Origin of the sequence: Flavobacterium sp. I-STPP5a (genome assembly GCF_009764685.1) — a bacterium.
Lineage (GTDB): Bacteria > Bacteroidota > Bacteroidia > Flavobacteriales > Flavobacteriaceae > Flavobacterium.
Genome location: NZ_VHLM01000010.1, coordinates 152,587 through 172,540 on the forward strand (window position 1 = coordinate 152,587; position 19,954 = coordinate 172,540).

14 protein-coding genes are annotated in these 19,954 nt (G+C 33.7%); 12 read left to right on the forward strand and 2 right to left on the reverse strand.

The window, feature by feature from the left end:
- Nucleotides 1-13: 13 nt before the first annotated feature.
- From FJV36_RS02140 to FJV36_RS16615, 6 genes are all read left to right on the forward strand, one after another.
- The gene (locus FJV36_RS02140) at nucleotides 14-1,234 is read left to right on the forward strand and encodes a peptidoglycan DD-metalloendopeptidase family protein (protein ID WP_158730314.1); all 1,221 of its coding nucleotides are present in this window, start codon (nucleotides 14-16) and stop codon (nucleotides 1,232-1,234) included.
- 158 nt (nucleotides 1,235-1,392) lie between these two features.
- Nucleotides 1,393-3,036, forward strand: a complete 1,644-nt coding sequence (gene pgi, locus FJV36_RS02145; protein ID WP_158730313.1) for a glucose-6-phosphate isomerase — start codon at nucleotides 1,393-1,395, stop codon at nucleotides 3,034-3,036.
- A 353-nt stretch (nucleotides 3,037-3,389) separates the two neighbouring features.
- Entirely contained in the window at nucleotides 3,390-6,734 is a 3,345-nt protein-coding gene (locus tag FJV36_RS02150) for a carboxypeptidase-like regulatory domain-containing protein (protein ID WP_158730312.1), read from the forward strand.
- A gap of 57 nt (nucleotides 6,735-6,791) precedes the next feature.
- A complete protein-coding gene (locus tag FJV36_RS02155) occupies nucleotides 6,792-7,838 on the forward strand; it encodes a fasciclin domain-containing protein (protein WP_158730311.1) in 1,047 nt (348 codons plus the stop codon).
- A gap of 148 nt (nucleotides 7,839-7,986) precedes the next feature.
- Nucleotides 7,987-8,409, forward strand: coding sequence for a hypothetical protein (locus FJV36_RS02160; RefSeq protein ID WP_158730310.1), 423 nt, complete (start codon nucleotides 7,987-7,989; stop codon nucleotides 8,407-8,409).
- A gap of 81 nt (nucleotides 8,410-8,490) precedes the next feature.
- Nucleotides 8,491-9,018 carry a septal ring lytic transglycosylase RlpA family protein gene (locus tag FJV36_RS16615; protein WP_347752954.1) on the forward strand — a complete coding sequence of 176 codons (528 nt, stop codon included), beginning with the start codon at nucleotides 8,491-8,493 and terminating at the stop codon, nucleotides 9,016-9,018.
- 1 nt (nucleotide 9,019) lies between these two features.
- On the opposite strand, the gene FJV36_RS02170 is transcribed toward FJV36_RS16615, so the two are convergent.
- Complete coding sequence (locus FJV36_RS02170; RefSeq protein ID WP_158980812.1) at nucleotides 9,020-9,487, reverse strand: CYTH domain-containing protein; 468 nt, start codon at nucleotides 9,485-9,487, stop codon at nucleotides 9,020-9,022.
- Between the two features lie 178 nt (nucleotides 9,488-9,665).
- Between FJV36_RS02170 and FJV36_RS02175 the strand changes: the two genes are divergently transcribed.
- The 3 genes from FJV36_RS02175 (at nucleotide 9,666) to FJV36_RS02185 (ending at nucleotide 13,483) form a co-directional block, all read left to right on the forward strand.
- On the forward strand, nucleotides 9,666-11,768 hold the full coding sequence (locus FJV36_RS02175) for a recombinase (RefSeq protein WP_158980814.1): 2,103 nt from the start codon (nucleotides 9,666-9,668) through the stop codon (nucleotides 11,766-11,768).
- 24 nt (nucleotides 11,769-11,792) lie between these two features.
- Nucleotides 11,793-12,875: a DNA polymerase IV gene (gene dinB / locus FJV36_RS02180; protein ID WP_158980816.1), complete on the forward strand. Its 1,083-nt coding sequence runs from the start codon at nucleotides 11,793-11,795 to the stop codon at nucleotides 12,873-12,875.
- A 92-nt stretch (nucleotides 12,876-12,967) separates the two neighbouring features.
- Nucleotides 12,968-13,483, forward strand: a complete 516-nt coding sequence (locus FJV36_RS02185; protein ID WP_158730306.1) for a PAS domain-containing protein — start codon at nucleotides 12,968-12,970, stop codon at nucleotides 13,481-13,483.
- Nucleotides 13,484-13,826: 343 nt separating this feature from the next.
- Here FJV36_RS02185 and dusB read toward each other — a convergent pair whose 3' ends face one another.
- Complete coding sequence (gene dusB, locus FJV36_RS02190) at nucleotides 13,827-14,819, reverse strand: tRNA dihydrouridine synthase DusB (RefSeq protein WP_158730305.1); 993 nt, start codon at nucleotides 14,817-14,819, stop codon at nucleotides 13,827-13,829.
- A gap of 343 nt (nucleotides 14,820-15,162) precedes the next feature.
- On the opposite strand from dusB, the gene lepA reads away from it, so the two are divergent.
- The 3 genes from lepA (at nucleotide 15,163) to FJV36_RS02205 (ending at nucleotide 19,953) form a co-directional block, all read left to right on the forward strand.
- Nucleotides 15,163-16,959 carry a translation elongation factor 4 gene (lepA, locus tag FJV36_RS02195; protein ID WP_158730304.1) on the forward strand — a complete coding sequence of 599 codons (1,797 nt, stop codon included), beginning with the start codon at nucleotides 15,163-15,165 and terminating at the stop codon, nucleotides 16,957-16,959.
- A 66-nt stretch (nucleotides 16,960-17,025) separates the two neighbouring features.
- A complete protein-coding gene (locus FJV36_RS02200; protein ID WP_158730303.1) occupies nucleotides 17,026-17,394 on the forward strand; it encodes a hypothetical protein in 369 nt (122 codons plus the stop codon).
- Between the two features lie 66 nt (nucleotides 17,395-17,460).
- Nucleotides 17,461-19,953, forward strand: coding sequence for a YbcC family protein (locus FJV36_RS02205; protein WP_158730302.1), 2,493 nt, complete (start codon nucleotides 17,461-17,463; stop codon nucleotides 19,951-19,953).
- The last annotated feature ends 1 nt before the right edge of the window (nucleotide 19,954 follow it).

Genomic DNA, 19,954 nt, shown 5'->3' on the forward strand with positions numbered 1-19,954 from the left:
GTAAACACATAGTTTGAAAAAAATATTCACAATAATTGCTGTACTTATACTAATAGTGTCATGCAAACAAGAGGAACTTAAAGTTGATAGCGCAAAGAATAAAACCCAACCTAAAAAAAGTGAGTTTGGTTTTGTTTATGCTGATTTTAATGTTATACATGATACCATTCATGATGGCGATACCTTTGGGACTTTGCTGGAGAGTCAAAACATTGGTAGTCGACAAGTTTATGATATTATAGCAAAAGTTAAAGATAGTTTTAATGTTAAAACAATTCGGCTAAACAAGCCTTTTACTATTCTTAGATCTAAAAACAAAACTAATGATCTACAGGTTTTTATTTATCAGCCTGATAATTTGAGTTATTATGTTCTAGATTTTAGGGATACTGCAATTTCGGTGTATAAAAAAGTAAAACCTATAACTATTAAAAGACGAACAATAGGTGGCGTCTTGAAAGAATCATTATCAGAAACTTTAGGGAATGCTAAAATAGAAGGTGCATTGGCTAGTAAAATCACTAAAATTTATGCTTACTCTATAGATTTTATGAAATTGAAAAAAGGGGATCGTTTTGCATTAACATTTACGGAGAGGTATATCAATGATTCTATTTATGATGGAGTGGAGGAACTTGAGGCTTCTTTTTTTGAATACAAAGGAAAGTTTATTTATGCATTCCCTTTTGCGCAAAATCCAGAATCAGGTAAAGTAGATTATTATGACGAACAGGGTAAGACATTAAAAAATTTCTTTCTCAAATCTCCAATAAAGTTTAGTAGAATTTCTTCTCGTTTTTCATCGAGTAGATTTCATCCCGTTCAGCATCGCTGGAAAGCACATAAAGGTACCGATTATGCTGCGCCAAGGGGAACACCTATTACAACCACAGCAGGAGGAGTGGTTGAGCAAAGTGGTTTTTCTGCCGGAAACGGAAACTTTGTAAAAGTCAAACACAATGGAACTTTTTCTACGCAGTACTTGCACATGTCTAAAATTCTTGTGCGACGAGGGCAAAGAGTTACTCAAGGACAAGTTATTGGCTTAGTGGGTAGCACTGGTCTTGCAACTGGTCCTCACGTATGTTATCGTTTCTGGAAAAATGGAGTTCAGGTTGATGCATTAAGACTCAAATTACCTACTGGCGAGCCCATGACAGGTGCAAATAGAAATAGGTTCTTACAACAAATAACTCCTTTGAAACAAGAACTGGATAGTATTGCAAATTTATAAGCAAACAGTATTTTATTTTAATAGTAGGTAGAGAGCATCTGCTTTTAAAAATGAAAATACTTTACACTTCTATATGTGAAACAATCGGGTTCTTATTCATTAAACTAATTTGAGTATTTTTACCCAAATTTTATTACAACTAAAAAAATACATTTTAAATGGCTTTAGATACAATTAATCCAACAACTTCTAATGCTTGGAAAAAACTGGAATTGCACTTTCAAACTATGCAAAAGGCAACAATTCAAGATTTGTTCGAGTCAGATCCAGCAAGAACTGAAAAATTGAATATTCAATGGAATGATTTTTTAATAGATTACTCAAAAAATATTATTGATCAGGAAACAGTTCAATTATTAGTAGAATTAGCAAATGAAGTTGGACTTAAAGCTGCTATTGCTGATTATTTTGATGGTACAGTGATTAATAAAACCGAGAATAGAGCGGTCCTTCATACTGCTTTGCGTGCTGTTGAATCTGCAGTGGTCAATGTAGATGGCGTAAATGTAATACCTGAAGTATATGAAGTAAAAAATAAAATAAAAGGATTTACAAACGAAGTTGTTTCTGGTATACGAACTGGTTTTACAGGAAAGCCTTTTACAGATATCGTAAATATTGGAATTGGAGGATCAGATTTGGGTCCAGCAATGGTAGTCGAGGCGCTTCAGTTTTATAAAAACCATCTTAACGTTCATTTTGTTTCAAACGTTGATGGTGATCACGTTCAAGAGATCATAAAAAAATTAAATCCAGAGACAACGCTTTTTGTGATTGTTTCAAAAACATTTACCACGCAGGAAACTCTAACGAATTCAGAAACGATTAAAGATTGGTTTCTAAAATCAGCAAAACAACAAGATGTTGCCAAGCATTTTGTTGCAGTTTCAACTAACCTTGAGAAAGTAACTGCTTTTGGAATAGATGCCAGCAACGTTTTTCCAATGTGGGATTGGGTTGGCGGTCGTTTCTCTTTATGGAGTGCGGTAGGTCTTACTATCAGCGTATCAATAGGGTATGATAATTTTGACAGTTTGTTGAAAGGCGCTAATGAAATGGACGAGCATTTTAAGACAGCTGATTTTGATAAAAACATGCCTATTATATTGGCGATGTTGAGCGTTTGGTATAATAACTTCTTTGGTGCTGAAAGTGAAGCTTTGATTCCTTACACCCAGTACTTGCAAAAATTTGCACCTTACTTGCAGCAGGGTACCATGGAAAGTAATGGTAAAAGTGTTGGTCGAGATGGAAAGCCAGTTAATTATCAAACAGGTACAATCATTTGGGGTGAACCTGGTACCAATGCACAACATGCTTTTTTTCAGTTGATACATCAAGGGACAAAATTAATCCCAGCTGATTTTATCGGATTTGTTACTCCTTTATATGGAGATGCCAATCATCATGATAAGTTAATGTCTAATTTCTTTGCACAGACAGAAGCGCTGATGCAAGGAAAATCAGCAGAACAAGTTCAAAAGGAATTTGATTTACAGGGAACCGTTGCTGAGAAAGCTGCATTTGTATTGCCCTATAAAATTTTCTCAGGTAACAAACCTACTAATACAATTTTGATTCAAAAATTAACTCCGCACACTTTAGGTTCGTTGATTGCTTTGTATGAACACAAGATTTTTGTTCAAGGTATTGTTTGGAATATATTTAGTTTTGATCAATGGGGTGTTGAACTCGGTAAACAATTGGCAAATTCTATTTTAGCGGAGATTGTTGCAAAAGAGGTTCGAAATCATGATAGTTCTACTGCTTTTTTATTAAATCATTTTTTAAAAAATAAATAATTTAACTGACTTTAAGTAAAAGTTATATTTTTCAAAAAACGTTAAATCCTATCTGTTTCAACCGCGTTTCTAACGCTTTGAATAGTAAGTTTTAACGTTTTTTTTGATTTAAAAAAGTAAAAAGAATGTGAATAAATATTTCTTTTTATAAAACAGCGACTTATTTAGTGAATAACTACAAAATAGGCTTTATTGTTGTGTTTAATTCATAAATAAACACTAATAATACAGATTTATTGATATTTATTAATTTCTTATTTTGGCAATATCTGATTCTTAACATTCTGTTAACTTACTTAGCTAATTTTGTTATAATTTTGCCAGATATTAATAAACTAAACAAAAAAGCAAAAATGAAAAGAATTATTTTTATTTTGATTATTTTTTTATCAGTTTTGGGCCATTCGCAGGTAACTACATCGGCGATGTCTGGTACTGTTAAGTCTAATACTGGAGAGATTCTTCCAGGAGCTACAGTTGAAGTGAGGCACAAGCCAACTGGTACGAAATATTTCTCAACAACAGATTACAGCGGTTCTTATGCAGTTCAAGGTTTGAGACCAGGTGGTCCTTATTCTTTGAAAGTAACCTATATTGGATACAAAACAACAGAAATTACAGAAATCAATGCTCCTTTGGGAAGTAATTTGACTGTTAATGTTGTTGTTGGAGAAGATACAAATACATTAAAAGAGGTAGTTGTTGTTTCTTCGAAATCAAACGGTGCGTTTAATAAGGGGAAAACTGGCGCTTCACAGCAATTTTCTAATAGAGAGATAACGGCTATACCAGTTACTGGTGCAAGGTCAATTAATTCAATTACTAAGTATAATGCTAATGCTGGTGGTGGAGGTTCTTTTGGAGGACAAGATTCAAGATTAAATAACTTTACAATAGATGGTTCAGTTTTTAATAATGGTTTTGGATTAGGTTCTGATGCGCAAGCTGGAGGAAGAACGGGTTCTACTGCAATTTCTTTAGACGCTATTGAGCAATTACAAGTTAGTGTTGCTCCTTTTGATGTACGTCAATCTGGTTTTACAGGAACTGGTATCAATGGTGTAACTAGAAGTGGTACAAATGAAATTGAAGGATCTGTTTATACATCTACAAGAAGTAACAAAAAAGAATTTGTAGGAACAAAAGCTGGGCAAACCAGAATTATACCTGCTAAATTTGAAGAGAACATTTGGGGAGCTAGAATTGGTGCACCAATTATCAAAGATAAATTGTTTTTCTTTGGTAACTTTGAAACAATAAACAATGTTAGCCCCGCAACAACATGGACTTCTACAGGTTCTCCAAATCCGAGTGGGCAATTATCTGCTCCTACTTTTCAACAAATGCAGGATCTTTCTACTTTTTTACAACAAAAATTTAATTACACAACTGGTCCGTGGGAAAATTATGATGCTGAAAAAATATCTAAAAAATTCTTAGCTAAAATTGATTGGAACATTAATGACAATAATAAATTTTCTATTCGTTATGTTCATCATGATTCTTCTTCTGATGAACTGACTTCTAACTCAAACTCTTTAGGTTTTGGTAATAGAAGAACAAATGTGAATTCAATGGCATTCCAAAATTCAGGGTATACTATTCTTGATAATACACGATCTATTGTTGTACAGTTAGATAGTAAATTGTCTAATTCATGGAGTAACAATTTTATTGGAGGTTACGACAAACAAATTGAAGATAGAGGTTTGATAGGTGGAGGTTTGTTCCCTACTATTGATATTAAAAACGGTACATCTCCTGCAGCTGGTGGTGTAGTAGGTAACTTAAACTTTATCTCTGCTGGTTTAGATCCTTTTACAAAAGGAAATTTACTAAGCTATTCTACTTTACATTTTACTGACAATCTTACTAAGACAATAGGGAGGCATTCGCTATTATTTGGAGCAAATTATGAGCATTTCAAATCAAGTAATTTATTTTTCTCTGGTTCTAATGGAGTGTTTATTTTCAACTCGTTAGATGAATTCTATAGCGCAGCGAATGAATCTATTGCGTTGAACGGAGCTCCTTCGGTAAATAACTTGCCTGTAAGAACTCAATTTAGATATTCTGCTTTACCTGGTGGAGCAGAACCATTGCAAATTTTAAAATCGGATAAAATAGATCTTTATTTTCAGGATGATTTTAAAGTGAATGATAAATTAAAAGTGACTTTCGGTTTAAGAGGAACTAGAGTTTCATTTGTTGATACAGCATTAGAAAACCCACTTGTTAGTACGCTTAGTTTTGCCAATGGTGCAAAATTTAACACTGGTGATATGCCAAAATCTCAATATCTTTTTGAGCCAAGATTAGGTTTCAATTTAGATGTTGCTGGAGATGCTAAAACGATAGTTAGAGGAGGTTCTGGTATATTTTCAGGAAGGCCACCACTTGTGTTTTTATCAAATGCAATAGGTAATAACGGAGTTCTTACTGGTCTAGTAGACGCTAGTGATGCTAATGTTGGTCCTGGAGGATATGGTTTTACGGCTAATCCAAGTCAATATTTTACTCCGAGTACGCCAACTTTGCCAAGTTCTATTGACTTGGCGTTTACTGATAAAAACTACAAATTCCCTCAGGTTTGGAAAACTACAATTGCAGTAGACCAAAAATTGCTATTTGGATTTACGGGTACAATAGAAAGTATTTTTAGTAAAAACATAAATGAAACAGCATATTCTAATGTGAATTTTGAAAATGCTGTAGGAACAATGAGTGGTCCAGATAATAGACCATTGTTTGCTGGAAATGATAATGGCGTTCGTATTAACAACAATGTCATTAATGGTATTCTACTAAGCAATACGGATAAAGGGTATTTTTATTCTACCACAGTTAAGTTAGAGTATCCTTATAAAAAAGGATTGTGGGGTTCGTTCGCTTATACGCACTCACAAGCTAATGACTTATTATCGCCTGGATCAACTGCATCAGGAAGCTGGACTGGAGTTCGTTCAATCAATGGTAATAATGATCAACGTTTAGGATTATCTAACAACAATACTCCTCATAGAATGGTTGGTATTCTTGGTTATAAGATAGAATACGGTAACAAAACTGGAGCTGCAACTTCAATCAACCTAGGATATATTGGTGAGCAGTCAAGTTCGTTTTCTTATGTATACGGTGGAGATCTAAACGGTGATCGTATCAACGGAAACGATTTGTTATTTGTTCCTAAAAAAGCAAGTGATCTTCGTTTTGTACCAATCACTCAAAATTTAGGAGGATCTTCTTTAGTGTTATACACTGTAGCTGAACAAGAAGAGGCTTTTGATAAATTTATTGATCAAGATCCTTATTTATCTAAAAAAAGAGGTCAGTACGTAGATAGAAATGAGAATTTATTACCTATGTTACATAGAGTTGATTTATCTGTTACTCAAGATTTTTTCCTTAAAATTGGAGGTAAAAAGAATAGTTTCCAGTTTAGAGCAGATATCTTAAACTTTACCAATTTATTAAATCGTGAATGGGGAGTTTCTCAAAGAGCTACAAATACAAATATTTTAGTAGTAGGAAATCAAGCTCCTAGTAGTTCAAACAACTTTATTCCAGGATACCAATTAGGATTTCAAACAGATAATCAAGGAAGAAGGTTTTTAGCAAAAGATACTTTCCAAAAAAATGCATCTGTATCAGATGTTTGGCAAGCTCAATTTACACTAAGATACACTTTCGGAAACTAATAAATTTTTATAATTACAGTAACACAATACACGAACATAAAATAAAATAAAATTATCATGAAAATAAAAAATCAAATTCTGTCTTTTGTAGCCATTTTGGTTGTTGCTCTTACGACTTTCTCATGTTCAACTGATGAGCCTAAAGAGGTTGCTCCTTTAAAATCTATTGTTGAAATAGCAAAAGCAGATCCAGCAAAGTTTAGTATTTTAGTAGATGCTTTGAAGAAGACCGGTTTAGAAACTACTTTAAGTAGTGCAGGTTCTTATACCGTTTTTGCTCCAACAAATGCTGCTTTTACTGCAGCTGGTTATACTAGTGCAGGAATTAACGCATTGACTGCACCAGCAGATAACGTTGCAATCGCAACCTTAAGATTGATCTTGCAGAATCATGTAATTGGTTTAGGAACTAAATCGAATGATTTAGTAGCAGGTGGTTATTTCAAAACTTTTGGATTTATTAAAACTACGTCAACTGCTACATCAGGTGCAAACTTAAACTTGTATGTTAGTAAATCTGGAAATGATATTATATTAAACGGAGGAGCAATTAATGGTGGTGCAAAGATTGTTACTGCTGATCTGGCTGTAGGGAATAATGGTGTATTACACAGTATTGACAACATATTAAAATTGCCAACTATAATTGATCAAATTAAGTCTAATCCAAATTTATCTTCTCTATTGGCTGTAGTTACGTCTGCTCAACAGACTTCTGTGTTAGCTACTCTTAATGCAGCTACAGGTTCTTCGGCTGTAACTGTTTACGCTCCTGACAACGCTGCATTTACAGCCGCTACTGCAACTGCAGGTTATTTAGTTGGTAAATCAGATGCGCAGGTTACAAATATCTTAAGATATCATTTGGAGAACGGGAATAAAACTTCAAGTTCAGCAACTTCATTTACTTCATCTACTGCTACAGCTGATGTTTCTGTGTCAACATTGTTCACTCCAAATAGATTTACAATTTTATTAGGTACCGTTAAAATTAAAGATGGTGTTGTGGGAACTACCAATGCTAATATTAAAGTTACTAATATTCAAGGAACTAATGGAGTAATTCAAGTGCTAGATAGAGTATTGCAACCAACTACTTTGTAGCTTTTATAAAAAATTGAAGCTAACTGGTCAAGATTTATTTTGGCCAGTTTTTTAATAAATCATTTTTTCAAGACCACTTTTACTTTCAGTAATTAGTGGTTTTTTTATGTCTTTTTTTATTATATTTGTTAAAACAAAAACAAAATTTATGTACAATTTTATTCAAAAATTTCATTCTGGTTGGGCTTATCTAGCGCTTTTAATTCTAGTTGTTGCAGTTGTAAACGCTGCAATAGGATTGTTTTCTAAAAAAGAATTTACTGCAAAAGATCGTAAAATAGCACTGTTTGCTTTGATTGCAATTCACATTCAATTACTAGTTGGAATTATTTTGTATTTTGTTTCCCCATTAGGCTTGGACTCTTTGGGGCAGATGCAGGATAAGGCACTACGCTTAACTTCTCTAGAGCATCCATTAATCAATATTATTGCCATTGTTCTTATTACAATAGGTTGGTCTAAACATAAAAAATTAGTTTCAAGCGAGTCTAAATTTAAAACGTTTTCTATTTTTTACGGTATTGGTTTGCTTCTTATTTTAAGTAGAATACCATGGAATTTATGGTTGTAAAAACCTGTAAAAGCTCTAGAAATAGAGCTTTTTTTATCTAGGTATGGTTTTTGCAATTTTTGTTCAACTAATACATAATACATGAAAAAATCAATTACTTTAATCATTTTTATTACTATGATTGGTATTGCTGTCAGTCAAACAGCCACGCCAAGTAAGCAAAGTATGTTAAATACTAAAGGGGTTTCTCTTAAAGTGTCTAGTAATAAGGGTCCTGTAGAAAAAGATTCCATAAAAAAAGATAGAACCATTACCAATATTCAGGAGAAAAAAGCCGATTCAATGATGGCTACCTTAGGTACGTTCAAGTTGTATAAAAAAGAATCACATGCCTCTTATTATGCTGATAAGTTTAATGGAAAGAAAACTTCTAGCGGTAGAAGATTTGATAACTCTAAGCTAACAGCAGCTCATAAAAAGTTACCTTTTGGTACTAAAGTTAGAGTGACTAATGAAAAAAATGGTAAGTCAGTAATTGTAGAAGTTATAGACCGGGGTCCCTTTGTTAGATCAAGAGAAATTGATTTAACCAAACGAGCTTTTATGGAAATTGCCTCTAATAAAGGTAGTGGTGGAATGCTTGTTACACTTGAAGTGTTAAACAATTAAATTACCATTCCTTAAAAGGTAAGATACTTAAGTTAGAGTTATAGTAGCGTTGTTCTCCTGTGACTTCATCTCCAAGCCAATTGGGTTTGTCAAATTTTTCGTTCTCAGAACTCAATTCGATTTCTGCAATGATAAGCCCTTCATTATCTCCATAAAATTCATCTACTTCATACGTATGATTTGCAAACGGGATTTCATATCGTGTTTTTGTGATGGCTCCTTTTTCGCATAATTTAAATAGTTCTTTGGCTTCTGGGAGTGGTATTTCTTTTTCCCATTCATATCTTGATGTCCCAGATTCGTTAGAAATTCCTTTTATGGTAAGGTATCCTTTATCGTTTCTAATTCTTACTCGTACCGTACGTTCAGGATTTGAACTTAAATATCCTTGAGATACAATGCTTTTTGTGTGAATTTCTTCTTTAAAGGATTGATTTTTTACAATAAATTTTCTTTCAATTTCAATCATAGCATTTTTGTTATTAGCAATTCAAATGTATCGTTTTTTAGTTGAACTTGTTATGTTCGATATAGAATTGTACTTTTTTTTACTGTCAAAGTAGTTTATCGCATTGGGTATTGATTTTTGTTATCAAAGAAATCGTCATTCTATTTTATGAATTGTAAATTTACATAAATTCCAAGTCATGAAATTTTTTTCAAAACCTAAAGGTAAGCCAACGTTCGAAACCACTTTCAGAAATTTTTTTGAGAAGGACTCTAGCGGTTTTATTCCTAATCTGTCTTATGAACTCCTGGTACAGTTGGTAAGTATCCTAAGGCCTTCAAAAAAAGACGTAAACAAAACAGTTGACTTGCAGGAATTTATTTCTTTTTTAGAACAAAATCCATCTCTTGGTGAACAATTTACCTTGTATTTGAAATTAGTTTTAAAGGATTTAAAGTTCAATTCGGTACTTTCGGACGCAGCTATATTGCAAGATGTAGATTTTATTTTCGAATTAAAGAAACGAATTATAGCTAAGTTTCTTCCTTTTCAACCAGAAAAAGATAGTTTAGAGTTTGTCTTGAACCAAATATTTTATTTGCCAACAGATGGAGATTGGATTAGTACTATTCCAATCATTCAGTTAGAGCATTTATTTAATTTATTAGATTTAGAAACTATTTATGATCCAGGACCCGCTAATTTTGCCTTGTCTGAGGTTATGATGTCCATGCATGTTATAACGCAACGTGTTAGTGGACGTGCCATGGAAAGGGAAGTGATCAAAATGGTTCCTGAATATGAACAATTACAAAGTCCTTTTTCTGCTTTTGAAAAAGAATTATTTTTGATTGAGGATCGAATATTAGAATTAAAGGAACGTTTTTTAACCCCTGATGATTTGTTTTATCAACAACTTTTAGTCCTGCATAAACAATGTTTTGATTTTGTAAATAAGGCGTTTCATAATAGTAGTAAGTTTGGGATATCGTTGCGGGTGAACCAAAATTTATTAAAAATAAAACAACAGTTAGAACGTTTGGAATTTCTTATTTCCTTGACAGTTGTTTCGGATGTAAATGGAACTACAACAAACACAATACGACTTGGTATACAATTAATTCAGTTTAATTGTTATAAGAGTAATATTCGAAAATTTATTGCCGAGAGTACACAACTTTTATCTTATGAAATCACTCAGCATACGGCTAAAACAGGTGAGCACTACATAACCGAAACCCGAAAAGAATATTTTAAGATGTTGCGGACTGCAATAGGAGGTGGTCTTGTAGTAGGAATATTGTGTTTGATTAAGATTGCTCTTTCAAAAGTAGAAACTAGTCTTTTTGGTCATGCTTTTTTGTATAGTATGAATTATGCATTTGGATTTTTCTTAATTTATGTTTTGGGATTTACATTAGCCACAAAGCAGCCTGCAATGACAGCATCAGCATTAATAAAGGCTTTAGAGGATGGTGCTTTCAAAAAAGGGAGAGAAATAGAAAAATATACGGCTTTTTCCATTTTATTTGCACGTGTTTTTCGTTCTCAATTTATAGCGTTTGTTGGAAACGTTCTTATGGCATTTCCGGTTTCGTTATTTGGTATATGGATCATAGATTATTATTTTAATTATAATATTGCTGGATCAAAATGGGAAAACTTAGTTCAAGATTTAAGTCCAATACATTCTTTAGCGATCCTGCATGCCGCTATAGCGGGTGTTTTCTTATTTTTATCGGGTATTATTTCAGGTAGTGTTGCAAATAGGGACAAGCACAATCAGGTATATTATAGAATTGCTGAGAATCCTTTTTTAAAACGAAATTTGGGCATCCAGAAGACTTTGGCATTATCAAAATTATATGAAAAACGCTGGGCTGGTATTATTTCAAATTTTTGGTTTGGTATTTTCATGGGTAGCACAGCTTCATTTGGGTTGTTTGTAGGGTTGAATTTAGACATTAGACACATTACCTTTGCTAGTGGTAATCTTGCTTTAGCGTTATATGGGTCTAATTATCAAGTAAGTCAAACTATGGTATTTTGGGGTATTTTTGGTATCGGAATTATAGGTTTAATCAATTTCCTTGTTAGTTTTAGTCTTTCCCTAGGTCTTGCTTTTCGTTCTAGAGGAATGTCTTGGTTAGAGTTGAGGCCTATAGCGATCTCTATTTGGAGACATTTTAGATCGAAACCTTTAAGTTTCTTTTTCCCAACGGAGAGTAAAAATAAAACCGCCGTTATTGAAAACTATTTACAAATAGATAATGCTAAGGATGATAGTCATAAAAAAGTTTAAGTAATTGTATAACGTGCAACTTAGATGCAAGAAGAAGTGTCAAATAGAAAAATTATCCATGTAGACATGGATGCTTTTTATGCATCGGTAGAACAAATGGATAATCCTGCCTTAAGAGGAAAACCTATTGCAGTTGGTGGTTCGGAGGTGCGTGGCGTAGTATCTGCAGCAAGCTATGAAGCTAGGAAGTTTGGCGTTAAAAGTGCTATGAGTGGTATTGTAGCTAAGAAAAACTGTCCTGATCTTATATTTGTTAAACCACGTTTTGATCGGTACAAAGAGATTTCAAAACAAATCCAAAAAATCTTTTACGATTATACAGATCTTGTTGAGCCATTATCTCTAGATGAAGCCTACCTTGATGTAACCCAAAACAAAAAGGGAAATCCGAGTGCAACCTTATTAGCTCAAGAAATTAGAGCTCGAATTTATAATGAAGTAGGACTTACCGCTTCGGCAGGGATATCAATTAATAAATTTGTTGCAAAAGTTGCTAGTGATTATAACAAACCAAATGGCCAAAAAACAGTTAAACCTGATGAAGTCATTTCATTTCTTGAGGCTTTGCCTATTAGAAAATTTTATGGAGTTGGTAAGGTTACTACTGAGAAGATGTATCAACTTGGTATCTTTACCGGACTTGAGCTAAGAGACAAATCAGTAGCCTTTTTAGAAAAACATTTTGGTAAAATGGGCAGCTATTATCATGATGTGGTTAGAGGAATACATAATAGCCCTGTAAAAAGTTCCCGAATAGCAAAGTCCGTGGCAGCAGAGCATACCTTTGATATCAATCTATCATCAGAAATTTTTATGATAGAAAAATTAGAAATGATTGCATCCTCATTAGAAAAAAGATTAAAAAGACACAACGTTTCTGGTAAAACGGTGACTTTAAAAATTAAGTACAGTGATTTTACACAACAAACAAGAAGCAAGACGTTACCTTATTTTATTGCGGATAAATCTCTTATTTTAGAAATTGTTAAAGAATTATTGTATCAAGAACGGCTTAAAAATTCGGTAAGGCTATTAGGGATTTCAATGAATAACTTAAACACCGATGAAAAAAAATTTGTAGTAGTTCAATTAAAATTTGAATTCTAAACACTCATTTGTAGTTGAACAATGGTTAAAGTTGGTAAAATAATATTTTTTCATTATAAATAAATATACTTTTGACCAATAATGTAAACACCATGAGTAATTTATCACAATACGACGCTGCAAATGCAAGATTTTATAGTTGCATGCGCATAAAGACCTTGCCTCTTTATTCCTTTGATTTTCACCATGAATACACTAAGGTTTTACAAAATACTTTTATAGATACAGCTAGAATAAAAGATTTAGCGACACGTAATAAATGGAAAAATACCGATTGGGATTTGCAATCTATTTTGAGAGATGATGTTGTTATTGTTACCGATGCGAATCTCAAAATTGTTTTTGCTTCACACAATCTTGTGAAAATGAACGGATATGTTGAGGAGGAAGTCCTTGGTCAAAGCCCAAAAATGTTTCAAGGTAAAGTTACTAATAAAATTACATCAAGCGAGATTAAAAAAGCTATAGATGCTCAAGAACCTTTTGAGAATGTAGTAATGAATTATAAGAAAAATGGAGAAGTCTACGCCTGTTTGATAAAAGGATTTCCTGTATTTAATAACAAAGGAGAGTTAAGCCATTACATAGCCTTTGAAAGAGCAGCATAGAAAATAATATTCGAAAAAATTGACTTATTTTTTTCTTTCTATTATTAAAAAGCTGTAAAGCACTTCGTTTATTTTGTATAATTGTTTCTGATTCTTTTATTCAGGGCGATAATAATTACTGCATTCCAACATTAATGGTTATTTTTACAAATTAACAAGTGGTTTTTCCAGTACTTAAATTTGCTATACCAATATTCACGCATTAATTAGAGAATTTTAATTTATAAGGTGTTGTCTGTAACTGTTGCGAGTACACTGTTGTACAAAAAAACTGTGGCGTAGTATCCACTTTACTATTGGGTTGCGTGAGGAACAGTCTTACAATCAAAGATAAGATTTAAAACTAAACCAGCTCATAACCGGCGTAAGCGTCCTGAATTTCATCTAAAGCAGCAAATAACTCTTCGGGGCGATCTAGCGTTACTAATTTTTGTTTGTGGGTTTTAAAAGAATGGATTCCTTTGAAATAATTCGTGTAGTGCGGGCGGGTTTCCACAATTCCCAATCGTTCTCCTTTCCAGTCCATGGCCCAAGTAAGGTGATTGCGCACGGCCTCAACTCTATCAATAACGGTAGGTTTTGATAAGTGTTCTCCTGTTTTGAAGTAATGTTTGATTTCGTCAAAAATCCAAGGATAACCAATAGCGGCACGACCAATCATGATTCCGTCAATCCCGTATTCATTTTTATATTGTAATGCTTTTTCTGGAGAATCAATATCGCCATTCCCGAAAATTGGCATTGTAATTCTTGGATTGTTTTTAACGCGGGCAATGTGTGACCAATCGGAGTGACCTTTGTACATTTGGGCACGTGTTCTAGCGTGTATGCTCAATGCAGCAACACCAATGTCTTGCAAACGTTCTGCCACCTCATCGATATTAATAGAGTTATCATCCCAACCCAAACGCGTTTTTACGGTTACTGGTAAATGTGTGCTATCAATAACGGCTTTGGTCAACCGAATCATTAAATCGACATCTTTTAAAACACCAGCACCGGCGCCTTTGCACACTACTTTTTTTACGGGGCATCCAAAATTAATATCAATTATATCCGGATTTACGGTAGAAACAATTTTAGAAGACAAGGCCATTGCCTCTTCATCTCCACCAAAAATTTGGATTCCAACAGGTCGTTCGTAATCAAAAATATCCAATTTCATTCGGCTTTTGATGGCGTCACGAATTAAACCTTCGGAAGAAATAAATTCGGAATACATCATATCAGCACCATGCATTTTGCACAATCTACGAAACGGCGGATCGCTGACATCTTCCATTGGAGCAAGAAGTAAGGGGAAATCCGGTAATATTATGTTGCCAATCTTGATCATCTTCATTTATTTTAGTGCAAAATTACGTTTTTTAGATGAAAGGATAAAAGAAGAAAGAAGAAAGACTTAGTATTAAAGCGATTAGTTTACGTATTCTGGTATTTGAAACTGTTGAATTTAGCTTATATTTGCAGATTAATTGTCGTAGATTAGTAATAGCGTGACATTTGAGATTAAGCGGAAGACAGCAAGTAGTTGTCAAGTATTTTAAAATAAACTGGTATTTGCGTGAGGGATAGTAGTGTAAAGCCCACAGTCTCGTTTTTTTTGACGAGACGAGGACTTGAAACGGATAGCCCGACCCTTGTGGTCACGCCCAAAATAAATTTGATATAAACGGAAAATGAAACACATAAGGAATTTTTGCATTATTGCACATATTGATCACGGGAAAAGTACGCTTGCAGACCGTTTACTAGGTGCTACACAAACTGTAACTGCTCGTGAAGAAAAGGCGCAATTGCTTGACAATATGGACTTGGAGCGTGAACGTGGTATTACAATTAAAAGTCACGCAATTCAGATGGAGTACACCTACAAGGGTGAGGAATACATCTTGAATTTAATTGACACTCCGGGACACGTTGATTTTTCGTATGAAGTTTCTCGATCCATTGCGGCTTGCGAAGGTGCGCTTTTGATTGTGGATGCAGCGCAGAGTATTCAGGCACAAACGATCTCAAATTTATACCTAGCTTTAGAAAACGATTTGGAAATTATTCCGGTTTTAAACAAAGTAGATTTACCAAGTGCCAACCCTGAAGAGGTGAGCGATGATATTATTGATTTGTTGGGTTGCGACCTAGAGGATATTATTCACGCCTCTGGAAAAACTGGTTTTGGTGTCGAAAATATATTAGCAGCAATTATTGAAAAAATTCCTGCTCCAAAAGGAAATGTTGACGAGCCTTTGCAAGCTTTGATTTTTGACTCTCATTACAACCCGTTTAGAGGTATTGAGGTTATTTTTAGAGTAGTAAATGGAGAAATTAGAAAAGGGCAAAAAATTAAATTCATGGCTACTGGCAATGAATATTTTGCTGATGAAATAGGTACTTTGAAACTCAATCAAGTGCCAAAACAAGTGATTTCAGCAGGTGATGTTGGGTACTTAATTTCTGGAATTAAAGAGGCGAAAGAAGTAAAAGTAGGTGATACACTTACGGATGCAAAAACGCCAACAACAAATATGATTACGGGTTTTGAGGATGTAAAACCAATGGTTTTTGCCGGTATTTACCCTGTTGATACAGAGGATTATGAAGATTTGCGTGCCTCGATGGAAAAACTACAATTGAACGATGCTTCGCTTGTATTTTTGCCTGAGAGTTCAGCGGCTTTAGGTTTTGGTTTCCGATGTGGATTCTTAGGAATGCTACACATGGAAATTATCCAAGAACGATTGGAGCGAGAGTTTGACATGACTGTAATCACGACGGTTCCTAACGTTTCGTATTTGGCGTATACCAAAAAAGATCCGGAAACACCGTTTATCATTAATAACCCATCTGATTTACCAGAACCTTCACGTTTAGACCGTGTAGAGGAGCCTTTTATCAAGGCAACTATCATCACTAAAGCTGATTTTGTGGGTAACGTAATGAGTTTGTGTATTGAAAAACGTGGTGTCATTACCAATCAAACTTACTTGACAACAGAGCGTGTTGAATTGAACTTTGACATGCCACTAGCCGAGATTGTATTTGACTTTTACGATAGATTGAAAACGGTTTCTAAAGGGTATGCCTCATTTGACTACTCTCCAATAGGAATGCGTACATCGAAATTAGTTAGACTTGATGTATTATTGAACTCGCAATCTGTAGATGCTTTGTCTGCGTTGATACACGAGAGTAATGCCTACAACATTGGTAAAAAAATGTGTGAGAAATTGCGCGAATTGATTCCGAGACAGCAATTTGACATTCCGATTCAAGCGGCCATTGGTGCTAAAATTATTGCGCGTGAAACGATCAAAGCATTGCGTAAAGACGTTACAGCAAAATGTTACGGAGGAGATATTTCTCGTAAACGTAAATTATTAGAAAAACAGAAAAAAGGTAAAAAGAGAATGCGATTGGTAGGGAATGTTGAAATTCCTCAAGAAGCTTTCATGGCGGTGTTAAAGTTGAATGATTAAAAATATAATTATACGCTTTTATTATTTTTTTTTAATAGTTTTGCTTGACGACTACTTATTATTACAATGATTAAAAAAATATTATTCCTACTCACAATTCTCACATACTTTGTATGTGGGAATTTTTCGTATGGAAATAATACACCGCAAGTCAGTACCAATTCTAAGAATTATAAAGTAGAGCACGCAAAATCTTATGGATTTTCTGCTCTAAATGAAATTGAAAATGATTTTGAATTTATCAATTTTGACATTGAAGAAGATGTTGAATTTGGTGATGATTTAGAAAAATGTTTCACTGGAGTTAGTTCTAATTTTGGTTTATTTTCATATTCCAAAAATCAAAAAATCTACAATAAAACACTTTTTTGTATCCTACAAAAGAGTATTCCTTTATACGATCTTTTCTGCAACTGGAAGCTTAATTTAAGTTAATATAACATTTATAACTGTTTGCTAAACAAGCAAATAAATATTGTTATTAACTTAATTTAGAATACAATGAATTTAACTTCATTGCGATTTGTGGAAGAAGCAACTCTTCACAAACTTTCGCATTTTCTACCTGCACAAAATCCGTTGAAAGACTTTGTGCATCATAACACATTACATGCTTTTCAGGATAAAGATTTCTTTACTGCCTTACAAGAATCATCTGAAATATTTGGTTACAAAACATTTTTACCTCTTTCTGATTTTAGAAATAAGTTAAAAAACAACCAAATAAATGAGGCAATTCTAGATAAAATTATTTATCAGAAAAAAGGAGAAGATAACTTTTCATCTTGGAAAGAAAATGTTCTGCATAAAAATTACGACGAAGCCATTTATCCAAAAATTGGAAAACTTAGAAGTCTATGGAAAGAGAAATATGCCATAAACTTAGACAAATCTACTCACGGTATTCTTTTTAGAATCTTATGTAGTTATTTAGATCAAGGCATTTCTGTTTGGGCATTTCCTGTTCATCAAGACGGGTTTTTAGCTTCTATAAAAGAATTAGATAAAAATGGTGTTTTTAGTATTTTTTCAACGGCAAGAGTTAAGAAATTACTAGAAGAAGACACTTCCATTTATAAATTACTTCAAATTTTAGTTGGAGACGGTTTGTATTTTGAAAATTATCTCTTTGATCAACAATTTTCTCATCCTGGATGGAGCGGTATGATTGCCACTTTAGAAAGCAATCCGACTTCACTTTTAGATGAAAGAAAAATAACTTTAAAAGAACTTATTACTTTCGAGTTACTTTTAGAGATTGATGCATTAGATAAAAAATTTGGTGAGAACTGGGAACCTCTAATTACCAAAATCACATTTGAAGCTGAAAATTTATTTTCTCAATCGGCTTACTCAGAATATTTTGAAGTGCTTTGCATTTGGCAAGAAGCTTTTGAATGGACCTTTTACAACCAAGCCTTAACAGGTTTACAACATAAAACAAGTGTAAAAACCTCAGGGGAAAGCACAAAATTTCAAGCTTTCTTTTGTATGGACGACAGAGAATGTTCATTGCGTAGACATATTGAAGCTTTAGAACCAAGTGTAAAAACTTTTGGCGTAGCGGCATTTTTTAATTTCGAATTTTTCTATCAACCTGTAAATGGAAAGTTCTTTACCAAATTATGTCCAGCACCTGTGACTCCAAAATTTTTAATTAAAGAATTACCGAGAAAAAAGAAAAGCGCTAAAGATTATCATTACCATAAGAAATCGCATTCTTTAGTATTTGGTTGGCTTATTTCTCAAACTTTAGGGTATACCTCAGCGTTTAAATTGTTTTTAAATATTTTTAAACCGAGCATGTCACCAGCCACTTCTTCTTCATTTAAACATTTGAATAAGAAATCGCAATTAATTATTGAAAACACCAATCCAAAGGAAACTATTGGAGGTTTACAAGTTGGTTTTTCAGTGGAAGAAATGGCAAACAGAGTGGAAGGGATTTTAAAAAGTATTGGTTTAGTGGAAAACTTCGCACCTCTTGTGTATGTGGTTGGCCACGGCGCAACTAGCGTAAACAACACCCATTTTGCCGGTTACGATTGCGGTGCATGTAGCGGAAGACCAAGTAGCGTAAACGCGAAAGTATTAAGCTTCGCTGCAAATCATGTAAAAGTTCGTGAAATTTTGGCTGAAAGAGGTATTTTAATTCCAAACGAAACGCAGTTTTTACCCGCTTTACATGATACCACTAGAGATGAAATTGTTTTTTACGATGAAGCATTACTTTCTGTAGTAAACGCTTTTTCACATAAAGAAAACAGCAAAACATTCACAGACGCTTTAGCAAATAATGCCAAAGAACGCTCTAGACGATTTGATACAATTGATTCTAACCTTAGCATTTCAAAAGTGCATGAGAAAATAAAAAATCGTTCGGTTTCACTATTTGAACCTCGACCTGAATTAAATCACGCGACAAATGCCATGTGTATTGTGGGAAGAAGAAGTGTTTCGGATCATGTGTTTCTAGACAGACGTTCATTCATGAATTCTTTTGATTATGAAGTAGATCCAAAAGGCGATTATTTAGCTGGAATTTTAAATGCCGTAGCTCCTGTTGGTGGCGGAATTAATTTAGAATATTATTTTTCTAGAGTCGACAATCACAAACTTGGTGCGGGTTCCAAATTGCCTCATAATGTTATGGGATTAATTGGAGTTGCCAATGGAATTGATGGCGATTTACGACCAGGTTTACCTAGTCAAATGATTGAAGTTCACGATCCATTACGATTATTAATTGTAGTAGAACATTTTCCTGAAATTGTAAAATATGCCATAACAAAATCTCCTGCAACTTACGAATGGTTTATCAATAATTGGGTGAACTTGGTTGCCTTGCATCCAGAAACTAAGGAACTATATCGTTTTGTGAATGGTGAATTTGAAATTTACCAACCCGTTGCATTTAACATTCAAACTATCGAAAATTCTTTGGAATATGCGATAACGAGTTCGGAAAATTTAAACATAACGCTACTAAAATAAG

Excerpts from the sequence above, each read along its gene's own strand:
- pgi (WP_158730313.1), top strand. The coding sequence starts at position 1,393 with ATGGCTTTAGATACAATTAATCCAACAACTTCTAATGCTTGGAAAAAA.
- FJV36_RS02150 (WP_158730312.1), top strand. The coding sequence starts at position 3,390 with ATGAAAAGAATTATTTTTATTTTGATTATTTTTTTATCAGTTTTGGGC.
- FJV36_RS02155 (WP_158730311.1), top strand. The coding sequence starts at position 6,792 with ATGAAAATAAAAAATCAAATTCTGTCTTTTGTAGCCATTTTGGTTGTT.
- FJV36_RS02160 (WP_158730310.1), top strand. The coding sequence starts at position 7,987 with ATGTACAATTTTATTCAAAAATTTCATTCTGGTTGGGCTTATCTAGCG.
- FJV36_RS16615 (WP_347752954.1), top strand. The coding sequence starts at position 8,491 with ATGAAAAAATCAATTACTTTAATCATTTTTATTACTATGATTGGTATT.
- FJV36_RS02170 (WP_158980812.1), bottom strand. The coding sequence starts at position 9,487 with ATGATTGAAATTGAAAGAAAATTTATTGTAAAAAATCAATCCTTTAAA.
- FJV36_RS02175 (WP_158980814.1), top strand. The coding sequence starts at position 9,666 with ATGAAATTTTTTTCAAAACCTAAAGGTAAGCCAACGTTCGAAACCACT.
- dinB (WP_158980816.1), top strand. The coding sequence starts at position 11,793 with ATGCAAGAAGAAGTGTCAAATAGAAAAATTATCCATGTAGACATGGAT.
- FJV36_RS02185 (WP_158730306.1), top strand. The coding sequence starts at position 12,968 with ATGAGTAATTTATCACAATACGACGCTGCAAATGCAAGATTTTATAGT.
- dusB (WP_158730305.1), bottom strand. The coding sequence starts at position 14,819 with ATGATCAAGATTGGCAACATAATATTACCGGATTTCCCCTTACTTCTT.
- lepA (WP_158730304.1), top strand. The coding sequence starts at position 15,163 with ATGAAACACATAAGGAATTTTTGCATTATTGCACATATTGATCACGGG.
- FJV36_RS02200 (WP_158730303.1), top strand. The coding sequence starts at position 17,026 with ATGATTAAAAAAATATTATTCCTACTCACAATTCTCACATACTTTGTA.
- FJV36_RS02205 (WP_158730302.1), top strand. The coding sequence starts at position 17,461 with ATGAATTTAACTTCATTGCGATTTGTGGAAGAAGCAACTCTTCACAAA.